Annotated in this window: 21 protein-coding genes; 8 read left to right on the top strand and 13 right to left on the bottom strand. The window is 55.1% G+C overall.

What is annotated here, in order from left to right:
- Positions 1 to 27 precede the first annotated feature (27 nt).
- The 3 genes from ftrA to mgtS all read left to right on the top strand — a co-directional run bounded on the left by ftrA (position 28) and on the right by mgtS (position 1,544).
- Positions 28 to 1,029 carry a transcriptional regulator FtrA gene (gene ftrA / locus ABLU80_RS03605; protein WP_047076479.1) on the top strand — a complete coding sequence of 334 codons (1,002 nt, stop codon included), beginning with the start codon at positions 28 to 30 and terminating at the stop codon, positions 1,027 to 1,029.
- A 64-nt stretch (positions 1,030 to 1,093) separates the two neighbouring features.
- A complete protein-coding gene (locus tag ABLU80_RS03600; protein ID WP_015366741.1) occupies positions 1,094 to 1,309 on the top strand; it encodes a DUF4177 domain-containing protein in 216 nt (71 codons plus the stop codon).
- Positions 1,310 to 1,448: 139 nt separating this feature from the next.
- On the top strand, positions 1,449 to 1,544 hold the full coding sequence (gene mgtS, locus ABLU80_RS03595; protein WP_004102377.1) for a protein MgtS: 96 nt from the start codon (positions 1,449 to 1,451) through the stop codon (positions 1,542 to 1,544).
- A gap of 75 nt (positions 1,545 to 1,619) precedes the next feature.
- On the opposite strand, the gene ABLU80_RS03590 is transcribed toward mgtS, so the two are convergent.
- The gene (locus ABLU80_RS03590; RefSeq protein WP_020078931.1) at positions 1,620 to 2,510 is read right to left on the bottom strand and encodes a LysR substrate-binding domain-containing protein; all 891 of its coding nucleotides are present in this window, start codon (positions 2,508 to 2,510) and stop codon (positions 1,620 to 1,622) included.
- Between the two features lie 177 nt (positions 2,511 to 2,687).
- On the opposite strand from ABLU80_RS03590, the gene ABLU80_RS03585 reads away from it, so the two are divergent.
- The gene (locus ABLU80_RS03585) at positions 2,688 to 3,296 is read left to right on the top strand and encodes a glutathione S-transferase family protein (RefSeq protein ID WP_047042869.1); all 609 of its coding nucleotides are present in this window, start codon (positions 2,688 to 2,690) and stop codon (positions 3,294 to 3,296) included.
- Between the two features lie 6 nt (positions 3,297 to 3,302).
- On the opposite strand, the gene ABLU80_RS03580 is transcribed toward ABLU80_RS03585, so the two are convergent.
- The 3 genes from ABLU80_RS03580 to ABLU80_RS03570 all read right to left on the bottom strand — a co-directional run bounded on the left by ABLU80_RS03580 (position 3,303) and on the right by ABLU80_RS03570 (position 5,995).
- Positions 3,303 to 4,259 (bottom strand): sensor domain-containing diguanylate cyclase, encoded by a 957-nt coding sequence (locus ABLU80_RS03580; RefSeq protein WP_032705756.1) that lies wholly within the window; start codon positions 4,257 to 4,259, stop codon positions 3,303 to 3,305.
- Between the two features lie 41 nt (positions 4,260 to 4,300).
- Positions 4,301 to 4,549 (bottom strand): hypothetical protein, encoded by a 249-nt coding sequence (locus tag ABLU80_RS03575; protein ID WP_015705306.1) that lies wholly within the window; start codon positions 4,547 to 4,549, stop codon positions 4,301 to 4,303.
- Positions 4,550 to 4,930: 381 nt separating this feature from the next.
- Positions 4,931 to 5,995: a LacI family DNA-binding transcriptional regulator gene (locus ABLU80_RS03570; protein ID WP_045365781.1), complete on the bottom strand. Its 1,065-nt coding sequence runs from the start codon at positions 5,993 to 5,995 to the stop codon at positions 4,931 to 4,933.
- A 208-nt stretch (positions 5,996 to 6,203) separates the two neighbouring features.
- Here ABLU80_RS03570 and ABLU80_RS03565 point away from each other — a divergent pair, with 208 nt between their 5' ends.
- Positions 6,204 to 9,311, top strand: coding sequence for a beta-galactosidase (locus ABLU80_RS03565; RefSeq protein ID WP_100279820.1), 3,108 nt, complete (start codon positions 6,204 to 6,206; stop codon positions 9,309 to 9,311).
- Between the two features lie 41 nt (positions 9,312 to 9,352).
- Complete coding sequence (locus tag ABLU80_RS03560; RefSeq protein WP_015705302.1) at positions 9,353 to 10,618, top strand: MFS transporter; 1,266 nt, start codon at positions 9,353 to 9,355, stop codon at positions 10,616 to 10,618.
- Between the two features lie 4 nt (positions 10,619 to 10,622).
- On the opposite strand, the gene ABLU80_RS03555 is transcribed toward ABLU80_RS03560, so the two are convergent.
- From ABLU80_RS03555 to dcp, 3 genes are all read right to left on the bottom strand, one after another.
- On the bottom strand, positions 10,623 to 11,738 hold the full coding sequence (locus ABLU80_RS03555; RefSeq protein ID WP_042897591.1) for an AAA family ATPase: 1,116 nt from the start codon (positions 11,736 to 11,738) through the stop codon (positions 10,623 to 10,625).
- Between the two features lie 24 nt (positions 11,739 to 11,762).
- Positions 11,763 to 12,023, bottom strand: a complete 261-nt coding sequence (locus ABLU80_RS03550; protein WP_015705301.1) for a hypothetical protein — start codon at positions 12,021 to 12,023, stop codon at positions 11,763 to 11,765.
- 355 nt (positions 12,024 to 12,378) lie between these two features.
- Positions 12,379 to 14,418: a peptidyl-dipeptidase Dcp gene (dcp, locus tag ABLU80_RS03545; protein WP_348849817.1), complete on the bottom strand. Its 2,040-nt coding sequence runs from the start codon at positions 14,416 to 14,418 to the stop codon at positions 12,379 to 12,381.
- 172 nt (positions 14,419 to 14,590) lie between these two features.
- Between dcp and ydfG the strand changes: the two genes are divergently transcribed.
- Together ydfG and ABLU80_RS03535 are read left to right on the top strand one after the other, a co-directional pair.
- Positions 14,591 to 15,340, top strand: a complete 750-nt coding sequence (gene ydfG, locus ABLU80_RS03540; RefSeq protein WP_348849703.1) for a bifunctional NADP-dependent 3-hydroxy acid dehydrogenase/3-hydroxypropionate dehydrogenase YdfG — start codon at positions 14,591 to 14,593, stop codon at positions 15,338 to 15,340.
- A 93-nt stretch (positions 15,341 to 15,433) separates the two neighbouring features.
- Positions 15,434 to 16,120 (top strand): GntR family transcriptional regulator, encoded by a 687-nt coding sequence (locus ABLU80_RS03535; protein ID WP_015366754.1) that lies wholly within the window; start codon positions 15,434 to 15,436, stop codon positions 16,118 to 16,120.
- A 45-nt stretch (positions 16,121 to 16,165) separates the two neighbouring features.
- Here ABLU80_RS03535 and ABLU80_RS03530 read toward each other — a convergent pair whose 3' ends face one another.
- The 6 genes from ABLU80_RS03530 to ABLU80_RS03505 form a co-directional block, all read right to left on the bottom strand.
- Positions 16,166 to 16,597 (bottom strand): universal stress protein, encoded by a 432-nt coding sequence (locus ABLU80_RS03530; RefSeq protein ID WP_015366755.1) that lies wholly within the window; start codon positions 16,595 to 16,597, stop codon positions 16,166 to 16,168.
- A gap of 249 nt (positions 16,598 to 16,846) precedes the next feature.
- A complete protein-coding gene (locus ABLU80_RS03525) occupies positions 16,847 to 18,310 on the bottom strand; it encodes a mannitol dehydrogenase family protein (protein WP_348849702.1) in 1,464 nt (487 codons plus the stop codon).
- A 207-nt stretch (positions 18,311 to 18,517) separates the two neighbouring features.
- On the bottom strand, positions 18,518 to 19,900 hold the full coding sequence (locus tag ABLU80_RS03520) for an MFS transporter (protein ID WP_126027944.1): 1,383 nt from the start codon (positions 19,898 to 19,900) through the stop codon (positions 18,518 to 18,520).
- Between the two features lie 42 nt (positions 19,901 to 19,942).
- Positions 19,943 to 20,962, bottom strand: coding sequence for a Zn-dependent oxidoreductase (locus ABLU80_RS03515; RefSeq protein WP_348849701.1), 1,020 nt, complete (start codon positions 20,960 to 20,962; stop codon positions 19,943 to 19,945).
- A 10-nt stretch (positions 20,963 to 20,972) separates the two neighbouring features.
- The gene (gene manD, locus ABLU80_RS03510) at positions 20,973 to 22,187 is read right to left on the bottom strand and encodes a D-mannonate dehydratase ManD (RefSeq protein ID WP_015366759.1); all 1,215 of its coding nucleotides are present in this window, start codon (positions 22,185 to 22,187) and stop codon (positions 20,973 to 20,975) included.
- Between the two features lie 142 nt (positions 22,188 to 22,329).
- Positions 22,330 to 23,613 carry an MFS transporter gene (locus ABLU80_RS03505; RefSeq protein WP_348849700.1) on the bottom strand — a complete coding sequence of 428 codons (1,284 nt, stop codon included), beginning with the start codon at positions 23,611 to 23,613 and terminating at the stop codon, positions 22,330 to 22,332.
- Positions 23,614 to 23,659: the final 46 nt, after the last annotated feature.

Genomic DNA, 23,659 nt, shown 5'->3' with positions numbered 1-23,659 from the left:
ACCGTACCCGGACCACCGCCCCTATTGATGACAGAAAACGCTGAAATCCTGACAACCCGCAATGTGACACTGTCACCACCAAAAGTCGTCGTTCTGGCCTATGACGGCCTGTGTACCTTTGAATTCGGCGTGGCGGTGGAGATTTTTGGCCTCCCGCGCCCGGAAATGGGGGAAAACTGGTATCGGTTCGCGGTCGCCGCCGTCGATGATGGCGAGCTTCGCGCCACCGGCGGTATCCGTATCGTCAGCGATGGCGGGCTGGCGCTGCTTGATGAAGCGGATACCATCGTGGTGCCCGGCTGGCGTGGCATAGAAAGCGATGTTCCTCAAGCGTTGTGCCAGGCGCTGGCGGCTGCGTACGCGCGCGGCTGCAGAATCGTTTCTATCTGTTCCGGGGTGTTTGTGCTCGCCGCCGCCGGATTGCTCAATGGGCGGCAGGCCACCACCCATTGGCGTTATACTGCCCGGCTGCAGCAGCGTTTTCCGTTGATTGAGGTGGTGGAAGACGTGCTGTACGTTGGCGATGCGCGGCTGATGACCTCCGCCGGCAGCGCCGCGGGCATCGATCTCTGTCTGCATCTGGTGCGCGAAGATTTCGGCCATGAAGCGGCGAATATCGTCGCCCGGCGGCTGGTGGTGTCGCCGCACCGCGACGGTGGGCAGGCGCAGCAGGTGATTCGCCCGGTGGCTACAGCGCGTGAAAGCCAGCGCCTCGGCCAGCTGTTTGATTACCTGCATCAGCATCTCGCTGAGAGCCATACCCTCGCCTCGCTGGCGCAACGGATGGATATGAGCCCGCGCACTTTCTTGCGCCGTTTTCAACAGGCGACCGGCAAATCACCGGCCCGCTGGCTGCTCGATGAGCGGTTGCTTCGCGCCCGCCAGCAGCTCACCGACAGCCGCCTCAGCATCGACAGAATCGCCGAAATATGCGGTTTCGCTAATGCCAGTACGCTACGTCATCACTTTCGCCAGCATTTCGCCGTGAGCCCGCTGCAATATCGAAAAAAGTTTTCCACCCGTCAGTGATAATATTAAGATGGCCAGCGACAATAATTCGCGTCGTTGATTTACACCTGCAAGGATTAAGCTGATGAAAAAAGAGTGTCGCGTCGTTATCTATAAAGAGGGGCTGCTGGGCAGTATGTTTTTTGGCGAAGCGAAAGCCGATCCCGACAAAATGAGCCGGTTCCTCACTGAGTACACGCAGCAGGGCTGGGAAGTCAAAACCATGGCAGTCGAACGCCGCCGCAGCGCACTGTTCTGGTCGCGCGAAGCGTATTTATTTGTGCTTGAACGCGCCATCTGATGCGTTAATTTATTTCATATACCCTAACGCCATTCTGGTTAATCGTTTGTTTAGATTGACCAGGATATTATCTATTCAACAACCGTAAACCCTGTTCAATGAGGACAACATTAGCGCATAAATAAGATGGAGGTAGACCATGCTGGGAAACATGCATGTTTTTATGGCCGTACTGGGAACAATCCTGTTCTTTGGTTTTCTGGCCGCGTATCTAAGCCACAAATGGGATGACTGATGAACGACGATAATCCCCACCCGTAAGCGCCCCCTGCTGCTGTTGCACCAGGGGGCGTTCTGTTTTTAAAGACCGTTATTGCCGTTGTTGCTGCCAGATAGTGATTTCGTCAAAAAGCCAGCCGATAAACAGCGCTGCCTCCTCCTTTTCCTCCGCCAACGGAGAGACCGCCAACCAGTAGTGCCAGGGATAAGGCGCAGTAATTGCCGTTATCTGCACCAACTCTCCTCTATCCAGCGCCCCCTGAACCAGAGATCTACGCTCCAGAGCGATACCTTCGCCCAGCCGTACCGCATCAAGAACCAGATTTGAATCATTAACCCGTAGTCCGCCTGGCTCGATCTCTTTCTCCAGCCCAGCGTTCAGGCACCAGCTTTTCCATGATTCCATCGAATAAATAATGTTGCTCGCAGCCACCTCCTCCGGCGTCGCTGGCAGCTTGCCGCCGTTATAATTTGGCGCGGCGACAACCATTAATTCATCCGCAAAGAGAAAATGACTTTTAACCCCTTCCCATTCACCACGCCCCATACGGATAGCAATATCAATCCCTTCCTGTTCCAGATCGCTCACCGTCAAGCTGGCCTGAAGCCGCAATAAGATATGAGGATATTTCTCGCGAAATCTCATTAGCCGCGGCAATAGCCAGTGACAGCCAAATGAAGGTAGTGTTGACAACGTAAGTTCCAACGTCCGAGGTTTAATTTGTACCAGCTTTGTCGCCTCTGCGATATGCTGCAGAGCCTCGCGAATTTGCAGCGCGTACAGCCGCCCTTCTTCATTGATTTGTACGCCACGCCCCTGGCGGATAAAGAGTTTTACCCCAACAAGCTCCTCGAGGATTTTGATTTGCTGGCTAATCGCCGAATGTGTCACATTCAGTTCCTTCGCCGCTAGCGTCACGCTGCCAAGACGGGCGACGGCCTCGAAACTGCGTAAACTTGCAATGGGTGGATAATTCGACATCTGTTGTTCTCTGCACCTTGCCGGCTAATGTCAGAAATACTTACGCTCTGTATAAGAAAACCATGATATTCGTCGCTATCGGTTTACGCTAATCTGCGGTGGTCTGCTTATCGGCAGCGCCTGAACACATGATTTCCCGATAATAGAATGATGTTAATCTGGAATAAAAAAATGACGATGAAACTTATTGGTATGATGGATTCGCCTTACGTTAGGCGTGTTGCAATCTCACTGGAACTATACGGCATACAATTTGTGAGCGTTCCTTTATCAGTATTCAGCACCTTTGATGCGTTTTCACAAATTAACCCGGTTGTTAAAGCGCCAACGGCGGTACTGGATAACGGTTTGTTATTAATGGACTCGACACTGATTCTACAATATTTCGAAATGCAGGCCGAACCCAGGCGTAAACTGTTAGCGAAAAATCCGCATCGGTTAGCGGAGGATCTGCAACTGTTGGGGTTTATTCTCGCTGCCAGCGAAAAGGCGGTACAAAATATTTATGAACATCGCCTCCGTCCGGCGGAAAAACAGCATCAGCCATGGATTGAGCGTGTAACACAGCAACTGCTGGCAGCTTGTCATGAATGGGATGCAAGATTGGCCGGCCGCACTACCGCCCAACAGCTTGATCAGGTCATGATAACCAGTACTGTCGTCTGGTCATTTATTCAGGCCATGATCCCAACGACGATCCCGCCCCACGATTTTAAACATATACATGGTTTAGCCGAAGCATGTGAGGCTTTAGCCGCTTTTAAAAAATATCCTCTGGCGGAATAATCGCGTTTATAAGGTTTTCCTACGCTTGCGCGAATACATCACTTCATCGCTTTGTTTTAGCATATCCCCGAGCATCGGATAACGGCTGACATCGCTCTGTAGCTCGCCGTAAGAGTAATTAATGTTATAGGGTTTTCCTGACGTCTGGTTGTAATGATCGACACTCTCACGCAGCTTTTGCAAGAATGTGTCGGCACGCCCGTTGCGGGTAATGATGGCGGCGAACTCATCGCCGCCTAAACGGCCGACAACCTCGCCTGGCAGCAGATGTTGCGCCAGAAACGCCGCGAAGGTTTTTAGCACCTCGTCACCTTCCGCATGCCCCCACAGATCGTTAATGGGTTTGAATTTATCGAGATCAAAAAAGACCAGGCTAAACGGCGTTGCATTGCTGGTAAGCGTACGGAAACGTTTATCGCCGATGCGGTAAAAGCCGCGCCGGTTAGCGATGCCGGTCAGACTGTCGGTCATCGCCATGCCAATCACCTGGAACTCATCCTCGACGATATACGCCAGATCCTTGAGTACGGCGATCTCTTCATCGTTAAACTCGCGCGGCGTGGTATGAATCAGGCATAGCGTACCGGCCACGGCGCCATCGGGCAGATGGACAGGATAGCCCGCGTAGAAGCGGATATAGGGTTCGCCCGTCACCAGCGGGTTATCATAAAAACGATCGTCATTGACCGCATCGTTAACGATGAAGGCGCCGTCCTGCAAGATGGCGTGGGCGCAAAAAGAGATATCGCGCCGGGTCTGGCGAATCCCCAGCCCCTGACAGGCGAGCAGCCACTGCCGTTCCCGGTCGAGCAGGCTGATAAGTACCACCGGCACCTGAAAAATTTTTTTAGCCAGCCGGGTGAGGCGTTCGAAACGCTCATCATCACGGGTATCGAGCAGGTCCGCCAGATATAGCGATTTCAGTCTTTCTTCTTCATTTTCCGGTACGCCAGGGAATTTCATAAAGCCTCATTGCACTAAAGCGAAAAAATCAGGTGGCGGGATTAATGAGCAGCCGATGAAAAGCGCGTCAGCGCCCCATACCAGTCATAGCTGCCCTGGGTGCCAATTTCGCGTTCCCCCTCTTCCAGCTTCAGCAGAAAACGTCGTTTGTTAAGCTGATCGAGGTTGTGGAAGTAAGTTGCCAGCCGTCGGGCTAAATCTTCATACATGGCAAAAGCCACCGCGGTCCCTTGCGCCGCATCGGCATACTTCGCAAATTCGTTCTTAATCGCCTGAAAATCATCGTTCATTGAAAGCACCACCACCTGTCACAATGTCATCAGTATGGTTAGCCCTGACCGTTTTTTCCATCCCGATAGCTATCAGCATTTTATGCTGCCTTAAAAAATACAGACCTGGGAATCGCCGAGACCCACGCCATGAAAAACAACGTATTTACGCCGCCATCAGCGCAAATTATCAACAAACAGCAGAAGATAATAAAATCGACAAGCGACGAGACCGGGGAAATGGGCAAAAAAAAACCGCCATGTGACTGGCGGTGAATAAATGCTTGCATGGATAGATCGTAGATTGTATTTAGCGTTTTCGTAGAAAAGCGTCGTGAGTTCCTACGTCTGACTCGCAGGCTAGCACGCCCTTGTTCAATAAATCTTAAACCGCAGACGTACTCATAGCTTCTCTACCAGCGCTTTGAGTTCAGCGATCAGCGGCGCGGTATTGCCCTGCGCCGCGAGCGGCCACGTCGACTGGCGTACCACCAGCCGCGCCGGCAGCAGTTCGCGCAGGCGGCCGGTCGGCGCCGCCATCTGCTGCATCAGTAACTCCACCGCCCGGCGGCCTAACAGATCAAAATCCTGGGCGACGGTGGTAAGCGGCGGCTGAAAGTAAAGGCTATCGGCCGTATCGTCATAGCCGGTCACCGAAATCGCCTGGCTGCCGCGCCGATTAAGCTGCGCCAGCGCGCTTAACACCCCGAGCGCCATCTGATCGTTGGCGACCACGATCGCGCTTAATTTCGGGTTTTTATGCAGCAACTCGAAGGTTTTTTGCCAGCCGCTGGCGGCGCTCCAGTCGCCGAACACCGTAATCGATTGACTGACCCCCAGCCGGTGCAGCGTCTCGCGCCAGCTGCCAAGGCGCATACGCGCCGATACCGAGCTTTCCGGTCCGGCCAACAGGCCAAACTCGCGATGCCCTAATTCCCAAAGGTGGCGCACGCAGGCGCCGCAGCCATCACGATGATCAAAACGCACGCAGGAGACATCCGTCTCCGGCGAGACATCGAGAAACAGACAGGCGATATCCGTATTTTCCGCCGCCAGCCGTTCGGCGACGCTGCTCTCCAGCGGCAGGCTGATAATGGCGCCTCGAATATGCTGGGCGCGAAACTCATCCAGCCGCGCCTGCAGCGCCGGATAATCACTTTGCGCCGGCATGGCGATGGCGACCTCCAGCCCCTGCTCACCGGCATACCGTTTCACCGCCGCGGCAATTTGCGACGGCGCGTGTAAGGTCAACGACGCGGTGATAAGCCCTATCGATGCCGCCGCTTTGCCCGCCAATAGCTGTGCCGAACGGTTAGGTACATAGTGCAGCGTCTGCATCGCGCGCAGCACCTTTTCACGGGTGCGCTGCGCCACTATCTGTGGGTTATTGACCACCCGCGACACCGTCTGCTGCGAAACGCCCGCCTCGCGGGCGACATCTTCTAAAGTGGCTGAACGGCGCTGCATCGCGTACTCCTGTCAGTGAAAACGGCTTAATGTCTTACGCTAACATTTTATGTCTTCCTTACGACAAAAATCTGCTATTTGCGCCGTGATTCGTGATCGTGAATGGGTTTCATTTTCGCCAACGTTGCGGGCCTGCAAAAAATACCCGATAACCCGATGAGATTGTTTAGCGAATAACATTTATTACCATTATCCGTCAGGTATGCGTATGCAACGATATGATTCAGGCGCCGCTCGCGGCCCCGCTTTTCACGAAGTCCTGGCCCGCGAGGACTGGCAGAACCAGACTATCACCCACCTCAACCGCCTGCCCGCACATCCCACTTTTGCCAGCTGGCGCGATGCCGATGCGGCGCGCGACAACCGCCCTTCCGACCGCCGTCGTCAACTGGACGGCGAATGGCAATTTTCCTATGCCCGCAGTCCGTTTCAGGTTGATGCCAGCTGGCTGCAGCATGACCTGCCTGACAGTCGCCCGACGCCGGTGCCTTCAAACTGGCAAATGGAGGGCTATGACGCGCCGATATACAGCAACGTCCGCTATCCGATTGATACCGTGCCGCCGCGGGTGCCCGAAGACAACCCTACCGGCTGCTATTCGCTACAGTTGACCGTCGATGAGGCGTGGCGGGCCGAAGGGCAAACGCAAATTATCTTTGACGGCGTCAACTCCGCCTTTCATCTGTGGTGCAACGGCGAATGGGTTGGCTACTCCCAGGATAGCCGCCTGCCCGCCGCCTTTGATTTAAGCCCGTATCTGCAGCAAGGCGCCAACCGCTTGTGCGTGATGGTGATGCGCTGGAGCGCGGGCAGTTGGCTTGAAGATCAGGATATGTGGCGCATGAGCGGTATCTTCCGTTCGGTCTGGTTATTGCATAAACCGCAGGCCCGCCTCAGCGATGTGCAATTAACCCCGCAGCTCGATGCGCGCTATCGCGATGCGCAATTGCAGGTCAAACTTAGCGTCGAGGCCGCGTCTGAAGCGCTGGCGGCGCTGGAAGTGGAGGTTGCGCTGTGGGATGGCAAAACGCGCCTTGCCAGCCAGCGCCAGCCGCTGGGTACGCCGATTATTGATGAACGCGGCAGCTACGGCGAGCGGGCAATCATCAATCTCGACGTCGAACGCCCGCGGCTGTGGAGCGCCGAGCAGCCTCATTGCTACCGCGCGGTGGTATCGCTATGGCGCGGCGAGACGTTGCTTGAAGCGGAAGGCTGGGATATTGGTTTTCGCCAGGTAGAAATCCGTGACGGGCTACTGTTGCTCAACGGCAAGCCGCTATTGATCCGCGGCGTCAACCGCCACGAACATCATCATCAGCGCGGCCAGGTGGTCAACGAAGAGGATATGGTGCAGGACATTCTGCTGATGAAGCAGAACAATTTCAATGCTGTGCGCTGTTCGCACTACCCCAACGCCCCGCGCTGGTACGAGCTATGCAACCGCTACGGCCTGTACGTCGTGGACGAAGCCAATATCGAAACTCACGGCATGGTGCCGATGAATCGGCTGTCTGACGATCCGGCCTGGCTTGCCGCTTACAGCGCGCGCGTCACCCGTATGGTCCAGAGCAACCGCAACCATCCCTCGATCATTATCTGGTCGCTGGGTAATGAGTCCGGCTGCGGCGACAACCATCAGGCCATGTACCAATGGTTGAAGCACAACGATCCTTCGCGTCCGGTACAGTATGAAGGCGGCGGCGCCGACAGCAGCGCCACCGATATTATCTGCCCGATGTACGCCCGCGTCGAGCGCGACCAGCCCTTCCCGGCGGTGCCCAAATGGTCGATCAAAAAGTGGATCGGTATGCCTGGCGAACAACGCCCGCTAATCCTCTGCGAATACGCCCACGCGATGGGCAATAGCCTTGGCAATTTCGCCGATTACTGGCAAGCCTTCCGCGACTATCCTCGCCTGCAGGGCGGTTTTATCTGGGATTGGGCCGACCAGGCAATCGAAAAAACATTCCCGGATGGTAGCGTCGGCTGGGCCTATGGCGGCGATTTCGGCGATAAGCCTAACGACCGGCAGTTCTGCATGAATGGCCTGGTATTCCCCGACCGGCGCGCTCATCCTTCGCTTATCGAGGCCAAACATGCGCAACAGTATTTCCAGTTCGCCTTGCTGGAACAAAATCCGCTGCGCATTGCTATCACCAGCGAATACCTGTTCCGCGCCACCGACAACGAAACGCTGCGCTGGCGAGTAGAGTGCGCCGGAGAAACGATAGCCAGCGGCGACTTAGCGCTGGCGCTGCCGCCGCAAGGGCGGGCGGAATTGATTCTTAGCGACAGCCTGGCCCTGCCGCGCGGTGCCCGCGATGTCTGGCTGCTGCTCGAGGTGATCCAGCCGCAGGCGACGTCATGGTCTGAGCCCGGTCACCGCGTCGCCTGGCAGCAGCTAGCGCTTACCGCGCCTCTGGCGCTAGCTGAGACCTCCGCCGAAGGCCCGGCGCCGGTCCTGACCATCAAACCCGCGATCTACGAGGTTAGCGTCGGATCCCAGCGCTGGGTTATCGATCGCCAGAGCGGGCGTTTAAGCGAATGGTATTGCGCGGGAGAACAGCAGCTGCTGACCCCGCTGGAGGATCAGTTTGTCCGTGCGCCGCTGGACAATGATATCGGCGTCAGCGAAGTCGAACGTATCGATCCGAACGCCTGGGTCGAACGCTGGAAGAGTGCCGGTCTGTATTCGTTGACGACCCGCTGCGTAAAATGCGAGGCACAACAGCTGGCACGGGAGGTGATCGTTGATAGCCACTGGCACTATCTGCGCGACGAGGAGACGGTCATTGCCAGCCACTGGCGCATGACCTTCACCGCCGACGGCAAGCTCCAGCTCACCGTTGATGGCGAACGTGCAGCCACGTTACCGCCGCTGGCGCGCGTCGGGCTGCGCTTCCAGGTCGCCGATCAACACACTGAGGTCAGTTGGCTGGGATTAGGGCCGCACGAAAACTATCCGGATCGCAAAAGTAGCGCCTGTTTTTCACGCTGGCAACAGCCGCTGCGCGACATGAGCACGCCCTATATCTTCCCCAGCGAAAACGGTCTGCGCTGCGATTGCAAAGCGCTGGACTGGGGATGCTGGCACGTCGCAGGCCAGTTCCACTTTTCGGTGCAGCCGTACAGCACGGAACAGCTGATGACGACCGATCACTGGCATCGCATGACGCCGGAAAAAGGCGTCTGGATCACCCTCGACGGCCAGCATATGGGCGTTGGCGGCGATGATTCCTGGACACCAAGCGTTCTGCCACAGTGGCTGCTGCTCGAGACACACTGGCACTATCAGGTTACGCTTCATTGTCAATAATAACGGGGGCCTCGGCCCCCACCGCACAGGTATAATAAGATATGAAACTCTCTGAACTCACGCCCCGCGAACGGCACAATTTTATCTATTTCATGCTGTTCTTTTTCTTTTACTATTTCATTATGTCGGCTTACTTTCCCTTTTTCCCGGTATGGCTGGCGGAAGTAAACCATTTAACGAAAACCGAAACAGGGATTGTTTTCTCCTCCATTTCGCTGTTCGCGATTATTTTCCAACCGGTGTTTGGCCTGATTTCCGATAAGCTCGGGCTGCGTAAACATCTGCTGTGGACCATTACCGTACTGCTTATTTTATTCGCCCCGTTCTTTATTTTTGTCTTCTCGCCGTTGCTGCAAATGAACATTATCGCCGGCGCGCTGGTGGGGGGCATTTATTTAGGCGTGGTATTTTCCAGCGGTTCCGGCGCGGTCGAGGCCTATATTGAACGCGTCAGCCGCGCCAACCGTTTTGAATACGGCAAAGTGCGCGTCTCGGGCTGCGTCGGCTGGGCCCTGTGCGCGTCAATTACCGGCATCTTGTTCGGTATTGATCCTAATATAACCTTCTGGATAGCCTCCGGTTTTGCGCTGGTGCTTGGCGTGTTGTTATGGCTATCGCGCCCGGAAGCCAGCAGCAGCGCGCAGGTTATTGACGCCATCGGCGCCAACCGCCAGGCCTTTTCTCTGCGTACGGCGGCCGAACTGCTGCGAATGCCGCGTTTCTGGGGATTTATTATTTATGTTGTGGGCGTCGCCAGCGTATATGACGTTTTTGACCAGCAGTTCGCAAACTTTTTTAAAGGCTTTTTCGCCACGCCGCAGCGCGGGACCGAAGTTTTTGGCTTTGTCACCACCGGCGGTGAATTACTCAACGCGATGATTATGTTCTGCGCCCCGGCAATTATTAACCGCATCGGCGCGAAAAACGCCCTGCTGATCGCCGGTATAATTATGTCGATGCGCATTCTCGGATCTTCATTTGCGACTTCGGCGGTGGAAGTGGTCATTTTAAAAATGCTGCACATGTTTGAATTACCGTTCCTGCTGGTCGGGACCTTCAAATATATTTCTTCCGCATTTAACCCTAAGCTTTCCGCCACCCTATTTTTAATCGGCTTTAACCTGTCGAAACAGCTTTCCGGCGTAGTGCTTTCGGCCTGGGTCGGGCGGATGTACGACACCGTGGGTTTTCACCAGGCCTACCTGATCCTCGGCTCAATCACCCTGAGCTTTACCCTGGTATCGCTATTTACCTTAAAAGGCGGTAAGACGCTGCTGCCCACGGCAGAGTATAACAACGCGGCCTGAGAGATTAACGTTCCGTCAGGGATGACGGCAACGCCGCTCTAATTTGCGTTTGCCCACCGTTATTTTCCAGTTCGTAGATGCGGCTCTGCGCACGCGCCGAGATCAATTGCGCCAGTTCCGCCGAGTGGCTGGTGAGCCAGATCTGGCTATAGCGTGATGCTTCGACAATCAGTCGCGCCAGCGCCGGGAACATCTGACGATGCAGGCTGTTTTCCGGCTCATTAATGGCGAGAAAGGCCGGTGGCCGTGGGCTGAGCAAGGCAACCGCCAGGCATAAAAAACGCAGGGTACCGTCAGACATCTCCGCCGCCAGCAGCGGCCGATAAATTCCCTCCCGGCGCATCTTCATCACGAACCGCGAGTTGTCGTTCTCACAGAAAAAGGTACAGTCAGGGAACGCTTCGCCGAGGATTTCATGCAGCAACTCCTCAGCGCCAATTTCGACGATAGTCTGAAATGCCGCCGCCAGATTGCCGCCATCGCTATCGAGCACCGGCGAACGGTAGCCGACCGTCGGCTGGCGCAGCGGTGAAAGCCTGCCGATGGCAAATTCATGGTAAAAACGCCAACGGCGCATGGTCTCCCGCACGCGCGACACTTCCGGAAAACGATGCGGTTCGCCAAGCTGGCCGAAAATAGATTCGTTTTCGTAAATGGTATCGGTGAAGGTACTTTTTTCACCGTTGACGTCGACCAGGAACGCTGCCTGGTTTTTCCGCTGCAGTACACGCGATGATGGTCGGCGGTTAAAGCCCGACAGCCAGATATTCTCTTCTTTAACGATCGGGTCGAGCATGAATTGCGTCGGATACGGCAGTTTTTCCGGAAACCCCACCTGCAGTTCATATTCAAATTCATCGGTCAGGCAGGCGATTTGCAGACGCCGTGGGTGGCGGTCGGTCGGCGCCTGCTTGCCTGACCACATGATGTTCTCCAGCCCGCCCTCCTCGCTGAGATAGCTGGAGAACTGGCCGTTAGCCGAGGCGGTTAACAGATGGATTGCTTTGTAGATATTCGATTTTCCGCAACCGTTAGGGCCAAACACAATGTTCAGCGGCCCCAGTTCCAGTTCAATCTCTCTGACTGAACGGAAATTATTGATACGAATACGGTTAATCATGCCATTCCTCAGGCGTGCCGACGCTCAACTGAGCGATTTTTTCATCCCGCGCGTCAGCGCGACTCTGGCGAGCTTATCGGCATCCAGGTGTGTATCACTAAACACGCCGAAAAACAGGCGTTCATTATCAATAACCTGCGACACCACCCGGTAGTTCAGCGGAAGCCCGGATGGCGCACCGTACTGCGCAGGCGTGACGGAAACTTCCGTCGCGGTGTCGGCGACGCTGACCAGCAGACCATCTGCTTTGCCGCCCACCAGCATGACCTTAATTAACGGGTGCACTGTGTTCCTCCCGAGTGGGGTCAAAAATGTCATTGAACAAGTCCCTGGCCACGCCCAAGCGCCGCAGGAAAAAACATCATCGTAAGTACTTTTTTATAGTTCATAGCGGCCAGGAATATAAAAAAAAACAAATTGCACTTTGTAAGTACGCATTATTAGTAGTAAAGGCCGACAAATGATGAAGGAAAAAAGTGGAATTGTGAATCTTAACAACTCTTATTTGTTGCTCCGGGCGTTGAGAATGGTCGCAAAATGTACATTGGTGACAGTAGCATGCCGTGCGTTTTGGTTGCCCGAACAAGGCGCAATGCGCCGCCGCCGGGAAAAACCCTGGCGGCGGCGGGTAGCACAGTATCTACAAACCGCGATTTTTCAACATCGGCTCGATCAGCGGATCGTGCCCGCGCCAGTCGCGATACAGCGCTTCGAGATCGCAGCTGTTACCGCGCGATAAGATCGCCTCGCGGAAACGTTGACCGTTTTCCCGGGTTAATCCCCCCTGCTCGACAAACCACTGATAACCGTCGTCGGCAAGCATTTGCGTCCACAGATAGGCATAATAGCCCGCCGCATAACCGCCGCCGAAAATATGTGAGAAATAGCTGCTGCGATAGCGCGGCGGAACCGCCGCCAGATCCATCTGCTCCTCGCGCAGAGACTGCTGTTCGAAAGCATCGACATCCTGCGGCAGCCCCTGCGGGGTGACGCTGTGCCAGTGCATGTCCAGCAGCGCCGCCGCCAGCAGTTCGCTCATGTCATAACCCTTATTGAACGTTGAGGCGCGGAACATGCTGTCTCGCAGATCGTCCGGCATGGCTTCGCCGGTCTGGTAGTGCTTCGCATAATGGGCGAAGACCTGCGGCTCGCGGGCCCAATGTTCGTAAATCTGCGACGGAAATTCGACGAAATCGCGCGGCGTATTGGTGCCTGAAAGGCTCGCATAACGCTGGTTAGCGAACAGGCCGTGCAGCGCATGGCCAAACTCGTGGAACAGCGTGATGACGTCATCCCAGGATAGCAGCGCGCAGCCGCCGGCTTTTGGTTTCTGGTAGTTGCAAACGTTGTAAATCACCGGACGCTGGGCACGCAGCGTCGATTGCTCGACAAATACGTCCATCCAGGCGCCGCCGCTTTTGCTATCACGCGAGAAATAATCGCCGTAAAACAGCGCCATGCCTTCGCCGTTGGCATCAAAGATTTCCCAGACCCGCACATCGGGATGGTAAAGCGGAATATCAAAACGTTCGACAAAACGGATGCCAAACAGTTGGGAGGCGGTCCAGAAAACGCCATCTTCCAGCACCCGGTCCAGAGCGAAATAGGGTTTTAGCTGCGCTTCATCGATGGCGAATTTAGCGCGCCGTACCTGCTCGCCGTAATATAACCAGTCCCAGGCCGCGGCCTGAAAATCACCGCCCTCTTCATCAATTACCTGCTGGATGTCGGCAAGCTCCTGTTCGGCGCGTCGGCGGGCCGCAGGCGCGATGCGGCGCATAAAGGCAAGCGCCTCAGACGGCGTTTTCGCCATTTGATCGGCCATCGACCAGCTCGCGTAATCGGCGACGCCCAGCAATTCGGCCTTACGGGCGCGGATTTCCGCCAGCCGCAAAACCAGTTCACGGGTGTCGTTGGCATCGCCCTTCTGGTTACGCGTCCAGCCCGCGGCGAACAAATTGTGCCGGGTCTGGCGATCGGCAAGTGCCTGCAGCGCCGGTTGCTGGGTAGTATTGGTCAGCGCCAGCAGCCAACGGTCGTGCAGGCCTTTGTCGCGCGCGGCATCGGCGGCGGCGGCAATCTCATCCGCGGCCAGTCCGTCAAGCTGGTGTTGATAATCAACGACCAGACCGCCAGACTTCACCGCCGCCAGCAGACGCTGCTGGAACTGACTTTGCAGTAACGCTTCCTCGGTATTCAATGCTTTTAGCGCGGTTTTCTGCTCTTGCGCCAATGCGGCTCCCGCCAGCTGAAAACGCTGCCAGCTCACTTCGAGCAGACGACGCGACTCCGGATCCAGACTCAGGGCGTCTCGCTGCTGCCAAACCTGTTTGACTCGCTGGTACAGCGCATCGTTGAGCCAGATATCGTTGCCAAGCTCGGCGAGCTCAGCGGAAAACTGTTCGTCCAGTTCCTGTATCAGCGGATTGGTATTCGCCCCGGCCATGGCGAAAAAGACCCGGGTCACCCGGCCCAGGAGCTGGCCGCTCTGCTCCAGCGCGACCAGGGTATTGTCAAAATCCGCCGGCGCCGGATTGTTGACGATTGCCGCAATCTCCTCGCGCTGGCGCCGAACGCCCTCATCAAAAGCCGGGCGATAATGACTATCTTCAATCAAATCAAAATGCGGCGCCTGGTACGGCAGTAGGCTGACGTGTAAAAAGGGATTATTGTCCGTCATCATTCTCTCCTGAACGCGGGTATCCACTAAGATTAGGCAACTCGTTGATTGGTCGCAATGATTTATCCTGCCAGCGCGTTATACCAACAGATGACGATACGATTTTCCTTTACCGCGCGGCGTTATCGCGTGCTATGTTATGACAACACAAAAAGCGTTGAGGAACAGTAAGATGATTATTCTGGTGACTGGTGCAACTGCTGGATTTGGCGAATGTATTACTCGTCGTTTTATTGCTAACGGCCACAAAGTAATCGCCACCGGGCGTCGTGAAGAACGCCTGAAGGCGCTCAAAGAGGAGCTTGGCGATAACCTGTATACCGCGCAACTCGATGTGCGTAATCGCGCCGCCATCGAAGAGATGATCGCCGGGTTGCCTGCACAGTGGCAGGCTATTGACGTCCTGGTGAACAACGCCGGCCTGGCGTTAGGTCTGGAACCCGCCCATCGCGCCAGCGTTGAAGATTGGGAAGACATGATCGATACCAACAATAAAGGCCTGGTTTACATGACCCGCGCGGTGCTGTCGGGGATGGTTGAGCGTAATCGCGGCCATATTATTAATATCGGTTCGACCGCCGGCAGTTGGCCCTACGCTGGTGGTAACGTCTACGGCGCGACCAAAGCGTTCGTGCGCCAGTTCAGCCTGAATCTGCGCACCGATTTGCACGGCACTGCGATTCGCGTCACCGATGTCGAGCCGGGCCTGGTTGGCGGCACCGAGTTCTCCAACGTACGTTTTAAAGGCGACGATGCAAAAGCCGGTAAAACGTATGAGAACACCCAGGCGCTGACGCCGGAAGATGTCACCGAAGCGGTGTGGTGGGTCGCGAATCTGCCGAAACACGTCAACATTAATACGCTGGAAATGATGCCGGTCAGCCAGAGCTTTGCCGGTCTCAGCGTCCATCGTCAGGGCTAACGTCCTCTGCGGCCTGGCCTGCAGGCCAGGTCTGGGCGGAACGGTAAAAAACGAGTAAAATAATGCTCATAACCCATTAAAAAGTAATCATCAATGGCCGCAGAAACGCAACTGAATCCGACCCAGCCCGTCAATCAGCAAATCTATCGCATCCTTCGCCGGGATATTGTCCATTGCCTGATCCCGCCGGGAACGCCGCTGTCGGAGAAAGAGGTGTCGGTGCGATTTGATGTCTCTCGCCAGCCGGTACGCGAAGCCTTTATCAAATTGGCGGAAAACGGGCTGATTCAGATCCGCCCACAGCGCGGCAGCTATGTGAATAAAATCTCGATGACCCAGGTACGCAACGGCTGTTTCGTGCGTCAGGCCATTGAGTGCGCGGTAGTACGCCGCGCAGGTTCGATGATCAACGATGAACAGCTCTATCAGCTGGAGCAAAACCTCAACCAGCAGCGAGTGGCGGTAGAGCGTCAGCAGCTCAATGATTTTTTCCAGCTCGATGACGAATTTCACCAGAAATTGTCTCTTATCGCCGACTGCCAGCTGGCGTGGGACACCATTGAAAATATTAAAGCGACCATCGACCGGGTTCGTTATATGAGTCTCGATCACGTGACCCCGCCGGATATGCTGCTGCGTCAGCATCTCGATATTTTTCATGCGCTGGAAAAACGCGATCTTGATGCCGTCGAACAGGCGATGAATATCCACCTGCATGAGATTAGCGAGTCGGTATTATTAATTCGTCAGGAAAATAGCGAGTGGTTCAGCGAAGAATAATGGGATAAGCGGCAGCCAACGTTGCGTCAGCTGCCGTAAAATAGATTACCGCACCACTAACACCGGAACGTTGGCATAGCGTAAAACGGATTCAGCGTTTGAACCAAGAAGGTGGGTTGAAATACCCGGTTTACGTGAGCCAATAACGATAACGTCAAACTTTTCTTTTTCGCTCAGCGCTAATATTTCATCGCGCACATTACCAAAAACAATGTGGGTATGGATCCGCGAAGCCGGGGTAGAAAACAACCGCGAGAGATCGCGCATTTTCTTTTCCGACTCCTCTTTCATATAGGCTTCAAATTTACGAATATCCGCCGTAAAGCCGCGCAGCAAAGAACTGGTGCTGTTTGGCAGCACGTTCAGCAACGTGATTTCACCCTCTTCGGCAGATGCTAAAAAATCGGCGTGACGAACGGCCTTATCGCTTAAATCCATTTCAAAAACATCGACCGGCAACAGTATTTTTTTGTACATAGCCTGAGCTCCTTAGTCCTGAAGAAACCGTTGGGATGATTTTATTCTGCCATATTTAAACGTATGGGAATACGATCAATCACCCAAATAAATACTTCAGAGATAAAAATAAATTTCAGAAATGTATAATTAATTATAGATTTTTAGAGTGATGTACAGGCGGGAAATATCAAAAGGTATTCGTATTGCTAATACAAAAATAGCCCGGCACGCTATATGTTGCCGGGCTACTAGTGGAATGATGGTTTTTTACTGGGCTTTAGCCCATTCGGCAACGGTCGCCTTCGCGCCGTGAATCTGCAAAGAGAGATACGCCGCCGTCACCGCATCGACAAAACGCGCTTCCTGCGGCAGGCTATCGCCGAAAATGGCCTTAATACCCAGCAGCGCCTGCACGCGTTCGCTACCCTCTTTACTGCCCTGCACCGCCTGTTGAATTACCGGCAGCAGCGGATCGCTGATTTCAATCGTCTGCCCCTGATCATCGACGCCGCTCACGTAGCGCATCCAGCCGGCAATACCCAGCGCCAGCAGGCTGAAATCACTGTGATGCGCCAGGTGCCAGCGCACGGAATCAAGCATACGCTGCGGGAGCTTCTGACTACCGTCCATCGCAATCTGCCAGGTGCGATGCTTAAGCGCCGGATTACTATAACGCTCAATAAGCAAACCAGCATAACGCGCCAGATCGACGCCCTGTACTTTTAGCGTCGGCGCTTGCTCTTGCAACATTAACGCCTGCGCGGCGCGGCGGTAGTTATCATCCTGCATGCAATCATTGATATGCTGATAACCGGCGAGATAGCCCAGATAAGCAAGGAACGAGTGGCTGCCGTTGAGCATACGCAGCTTCATCTCTTCAAACGGCACCACGTCAGTGACCAGCTCCGCACCAGCTTTCTCCCACTGCGGACGACCGGCGACGAAGTTATCTTCGATAACCCACTGGCGGAACGGTTCGCAAGCCACACCGGCCGGATCGCGCACCCCGGTGAGTTGTTCAATTTTATCCAGCGTATCAGCGGTCACGGCAGGAACAATACGGTCGACCATTGTAGAAGGGAACGTCACGTTCTGCTCAATCCACTGTGCCAGTTCGTCATCAACGGCGCGGGCAAACGCACAAACTACGTTGCGCATTACGTGGCCGTTTTCCGGCATATTATCGCAGGACATGACGCTGAAAGCCGGCAGACCGGCGGCGCGACGGCGCGCCAGCGCTTCTACCACCACGCCCGGCGCGGATTTTGGCTGGTGTGGAGTTTGCAGATCGGCGGCAATCAGCGGGTTATCGAGCTGCAGCTGGCCGGTGGCCGGAGAGTGACAGTAGCCTTTTTCGGTGATGGTCAGCGAGACAATCGCCACCTGCGGCTCGCACATTTTCGCCAACACGCTTTCCAGGCCATCGACCTGCGCATGCATCGCCTGCTTCACCACGCCGACGACGCGCGCGGTCCAGGCATCGGCGGACATTTCAGCCACCGTATAGAGCAAGTCCTGCTGTTGCAAATCGGCAATCTGCTGCTCGCCGCCAATAAGGTTCACTTCGGTATAACCCCAGTCGCTGCCGTGTTCGGCGGCAAGGATATCGGCATACACCGCCTGATGGGCGCGGTGAAAAGCCCCAAAACCGAGATGAACGATGCGAGAAACCAGCTTGCTGCGATCGTAAGAAGGAAGCGTTGCCCTGGCGTTTAAAAGCGTGTTTTCCATGGTGTCTCTCATTTTTATGATGACTGATAAATCATTCTCAAACAGAATGTTTTGGTGAGGTAAACCATCGCACGCAATTGGTATGACATCTTTGATTTCCATCAACTACCATACAAGAAGATCCGACGCTGTCGCGTTTCGTGATCCTGCGCGCAATGGTGGGAATGAGCCGGGAATAAACCCGGCTGGATAGCGTTAACGATGAGATTAGGATTTCGCGTATTGGCCGTTCGCGCTCAGCGCCTGGCGTGTACCAGCGTCCGCCGCATCGTGGTCCAGACTCAGGTCACGGTCGCACACTTCCGGCATCAGCAAGGACGAGATGAGACCGATAGCTGAATAGCAGACCAGCATCGCGACAATCGGCCACCACGAACCGGTTACGTTACAGAAGATACCGGCCAGCACCGGCCCGAATCCCACCGCCACCAGACCGCCGGCCTCTTTTGAGATAGCCATTCTGGTGAAACGATTACGCGATCCGAACATTTCCGCCATAGTAATATTTTCCAGCGCGAACAAGCCCAGCACCGCCACGTTATGAATGACAATCAGCGATAGCATAATTGTGCTGGCGCTATAGCTTTTATCGACAATAATGGCCAGCATCGGCCAGGCCAGAATAATGGCCGAAATATTCACGATAATATAAGGCAAACGGCGCCCAACTTTATCCGACAACCAACCTAACAGCGGAATAGTAATAAAACCAATCACTGAGCTAATCATTAAGGCATCGGTCGGAATCGCTTTATCAAATAATAGGGTTTGAACCAGATATCCCGCGAGAAATGTTTGTAATAAACCGGAATTACCGGCCTGGCCAAAACGTAAACCGGTCGCCAGCCAGAATGATTTACTTTTTAACATTGCGCCGAACGTGTTTTGCGCGGCGGCGGCTTTAGCCTGAATTTCATCGGCTTCGTTGACCTGTTCAAATACCGGGCTTTCTTTCAGATTCAAACGCAGCCAGATGGCAAAGATCATTACCACGACGCTCGCGAGGAACGGAATACGCCAGCCCCAGGCGATGAGTTGTTCGCGATCGAGCAGGAAGAACATTATCGCCCAGATGGCCGTGGCGCTCAGCGTCCCGCAGTTGGTGCCCATCGCCACCAGAGAAGAGATGATGCCGCGTTTGCCTTTTGGCGCATACTCCGCCAGCATGGTTCCGGCGCCGGAAATTTCAGCGCCCGCCCCCAGCCCCTGGATAATACGCAGGGTCACCAGTAACACTGGCGCAAAAATACCGATCTGCGCATAGGTAGGTAAAACGCCGATCAACGTGGTACAAATTCCCATCATGGTGATGGTAATAAACAGAACCTTTTTACGCCCGATGCGGTCCCCCATTTTACCGAATATGAAAGCGCCAACGATCCGCGCAATATATCCTGCGCCATAGGTTCCCATCGCTAATATCAGCGCCATAGCCGCCGACTGCTCCGGGAAAAATATCTCATGAAAGACCAGCGCGGCGCCTAAAGAATAAAGCTGAAAATCCATAAACTCCAGTGCCGTGCCAAGCCAACCGGATACCGCGGCGCGAATTAGATCCGAGGTGCTTCTCTCTTTTTTAGCTGTCGTCATAATAATAATCTCTAAAGTAGGATACAGCGAGGTTATTTATATTTATGCGTTGAAGGTTAATAACACCTTACAACAATGCTTGCGATCTTCTTCAAATAACGTCATGGCATCGACAACATCCTCAAAGGCAAACTGATGGGTGATGAGCCGATCCGGATTTATTAATCCGTTTGCCAACCATTCAAGAACCAGCGGGAATTTATTGGCATTGAGTCTGGAAGAATAAATAGTGAGTTCTTTGCCGGTAATCCCCTGCTGCGCCACCATTGAAGGTTCGGTAGAAAAGCCCATCAATACGATCCTGCCCGCCGGCGAGGCCAGTGCGATGGCCTCTGCGAAAATCGCCGGATGGCAGGCGGCGTCGATAATCAGCGTCGGCCGGATACCCTGCGCTTCCAGCGCCTGCGCCAGCGGCTGTTCCTTATTATTGATGGTCAAGTCGGCGCCGTTTTGCTGCGCCATCTGCAGCCGCTCGGGGATCTGATCGGCAACGATGACCTGCCGCACGTTATAGACGCGCTTGAGCACCTGAATGGTGGTCAGCCCCATTGGCCCGGCGCCGTAGACCAGCGCAATATCCTGTTCGCGTGGTTTAGCCTGCCCGGTGACATTCGCCGCAATGGTAAAGGGCTCCACCATTACCGCGTGATGGTCGCTCACGTTCTCCGGCACCGGCCAGGCGTTTTTGGCCGGTACCACCGCGTATTCGCTAAACCCGCCATCGCGATGGACGCCCAGCACCACCAGCGAAGCGCAGACGTTGGGCTTACCGACCGAGCAGGGATAACAGTGGCCGCAGCTGATAACCGGATCAACCGTCACCCGCTGGCCTACGATTTTATCCGTCACGCCCTCGCCCACGGCATCAATCACGCCGAAAAACTCGTGGCCGATGACCCGTGGATATTTGGCGAACGGGTTATGTCCACGATAGATGTGGCTATCTGAGCCGCAAATTCCCGCCAGTTTCACCTTTACCCGCACTTCTCCATTTCCCGGCTGCGGCAGCGGCCGTTCTTCAATCGCCAGCGCGTTTGGCTGTTGGATAACAATGCTCTTCATTTTTCTCTCCTTACCAATTCCACAGCGTGCCATCTTCGAGGCGCGCCACCGGCAGACAGGCGGGTTCATAGGGATATTTCGCCGCCAGCTTCTCGTCGAATTCGATGCCCAGCCCCGGTTTATCGCCCGGATGCATATAGCCATTGTCAAAACGCCAGCTATGCGGGAAGACCTCCAGCATCTGTTCGGAATAGCCCATGTACTCCTGTACACCGAAATTTGGCACCCACAGGTCGAAATGCAGCGCCGCCGCCATGCATACCGGAGAGAGATCGGACGGCCCGTGAGAACCGGTACGTACCTGGTACAACGAAGCAAAATCGGCGATGCGCCGCATGCCGCTGATCCCGCCAGCGTGGGTAATGGTGGTGCGGATATAATCAATGAGCTGCTCTTCAATCAGCTGTTTGCAGTCCCAAATGCTATTGAAGACTTCGCCCACGGCAATCGGCGTGACGGTATGCTGACGGATTAAGCGAAAGCACGCCTGATTCTCTGCCGGGGTCGGATCTTCCATCCAGAACAGGCGATACTCCTCAATGCTTTTACCAAAACGCGCCGCCTCGATTGGCGTCAGGCGATGGTGCATGTCGTGTAGCAGGTGCTCGTTAAAGCCAAATCTTTCGCGCACGGCGGCAAACAGCCGCGGGGTAAAATCGAGATATTTTTCCGTTGACCACAGCTGTTCTTCCGGCCACACGCCTTTGGTCGCCGGCTCGTATGCCTGACCTTTGCCCTTGGCCATGCCGTAAGTGGTTTTCATCCCCGGAATACCGCACTGCACGCGGATCGCCTTAAAACCCATTTCCTGATGGCGGGCGTAGTCGTCCAGCACTTCATCAATGGAATGACCGGTGGTGTGGCAATAGACCATCACCCCTTCGCGCGAGGCTCCACCCAGCAGTTGGTAAAGCGGCATTCCGGCGGCTTTGGCTTTGATATCCCACAGCGCCATATCAACGGCGGAAATCGCCGACATGGTCACCGGGCCGCGGCGCCAGTAAGCGCCTTTGTAGAAGAACTGCCAGATATCTTCGATGCGGTGAGCATCACGGCCAATCAGCTGCGGACAAAGGTGATCTTTCAGGTATGAGGCGACCGACAATTCACGGCCGTTTAGCGTGGCATCACCGAGGCCGACAATCCCTTCATCGGTGGTGATTTTTAAGGTGACGAAGTTACGCCCTGGACAGGTAACAAACACGTCGGCGGCAACGATCTTCATGGATAATTCCTTACATCTGTGCGGTTAGTGATCAAAATTAAATCACCAGACCTACTACCATACAAGTATGATATTTAAAAAAGATGCGAAGGATCACAAACGGATGTGGTTGCGGGGGGCGACTGGCGCCCCCCGTTAGCGATTAATTGATGCGGTCTTTTACGATGAAGAAATAACACAGCGCGCCGGCAAAGGTCACGCAGGCGGCGATAACCAAGGCCAGGTTGAAAGAGTGCGTGGTATCCACCACCCAACCGGTGACGACCGGTGCAAAAGAGGCGAAAACAAAGCTGCCGAAGTTCTGAATCGCCGCCACCGACGCGACTTTATTCTCGCTGACCATCACCTGTACCAGCCCCCAGGCCGAGGTCCCGGCAAAGTGGACGCAGAATAGCGCCATGGAGATAAACGCCACCGCCTGGGTCGGCGAGTTTGATTGCACCACCAGCAGCGTGCCGAGCGCGGAAAGTGTCAGCCCGACTACAATGGCTGTTTTGCGCGTTTTTGCCAGATCGTAACCGCGGCGCGCCAGCGCATCGACTACCAGCCCATTGACCCACATGCCCACCGCCGCGGCCAGGAACGGGATCGCCGCCACCCAGCCGGTTTTCGCCAGGCTCAATCCCTGCTGCGCCTGCAGATAACCCGGCAGCCACGCGATATACAGCCAGCCGGTATAGTTCACCCCGGAGAAGCCAAAAATCATGCCCCAGGTGGTGCGCCGTTTGAACAACGCCAGCCACTCGCTGAATACCAGCGTTGGGCGCGCTTTTTCCGGCGCCGCCAGATACTGGCGCTCCTCCTGTTGCAGATCGAACTGCGCGCGGTTGCGATACCACGCGTACCAGCACAGGCCTACAACGATCCCGGCAAGGCCGATAACCACAAACATGGTGCGCCAGCCCCAGGCTATCTGCATCAGCACCAGCGCTGGCGGCGCAATCGCCTGGCCAAGCACCGTTGACGAGTTAAAAATGCCGACCGCGGTGCCGCGCTCTTTTTGTACGTACCAGTCGGTAATGGATTTTACCCCCGCCGGCATAAACGGCGCTTCGCCAATTCCGAGGCCAATGCGCAGTAAAATAAAGTGGCTAAAGGAGTTCACTACCCCGGTCAGCGCCTGCATCAGTGACCAGAAAATCAGCCCTGCCCCCAATACAATTCGCGGGCCGAAGCGATCGAGCAAAATACCCGAGGGCAGTTGAGCAAAGCCGTATGACAGAGAGAACGCCGACAGCAGCACGCCAAATTCGGTCGCGCTAAGCCCGAGATCGCCGCGAATAGCCTCACCGGCGACGCTTAATGACGAACGATCGAGGAAGTTGACGATACCGGCGATAAACAGCAGCGTCAGGGTGACTTTTTGCACCCGGCCAATGCGCACGGGTTTGGCGCCAGCTTCGCTGGCAAGGGTTTGTGTAGCCATAATTGCCTCTTACGATAAACAGCACGATGCGGTTAGAGTAAGTAAG

This window comes from Klebsiella sp. CN_Kp104 (assembly GCF_040064515.1).
Classification (GTDB): Bacteria; Pseudomonadota; Gammaproteobacteria; order Enterobacterales; family Enterobacteriaceae; genus Klebsiella; species Klebsiella aerogenes.
This window is presented reverse-complemented; position numbering and strand designations above follow the sequence as displayed.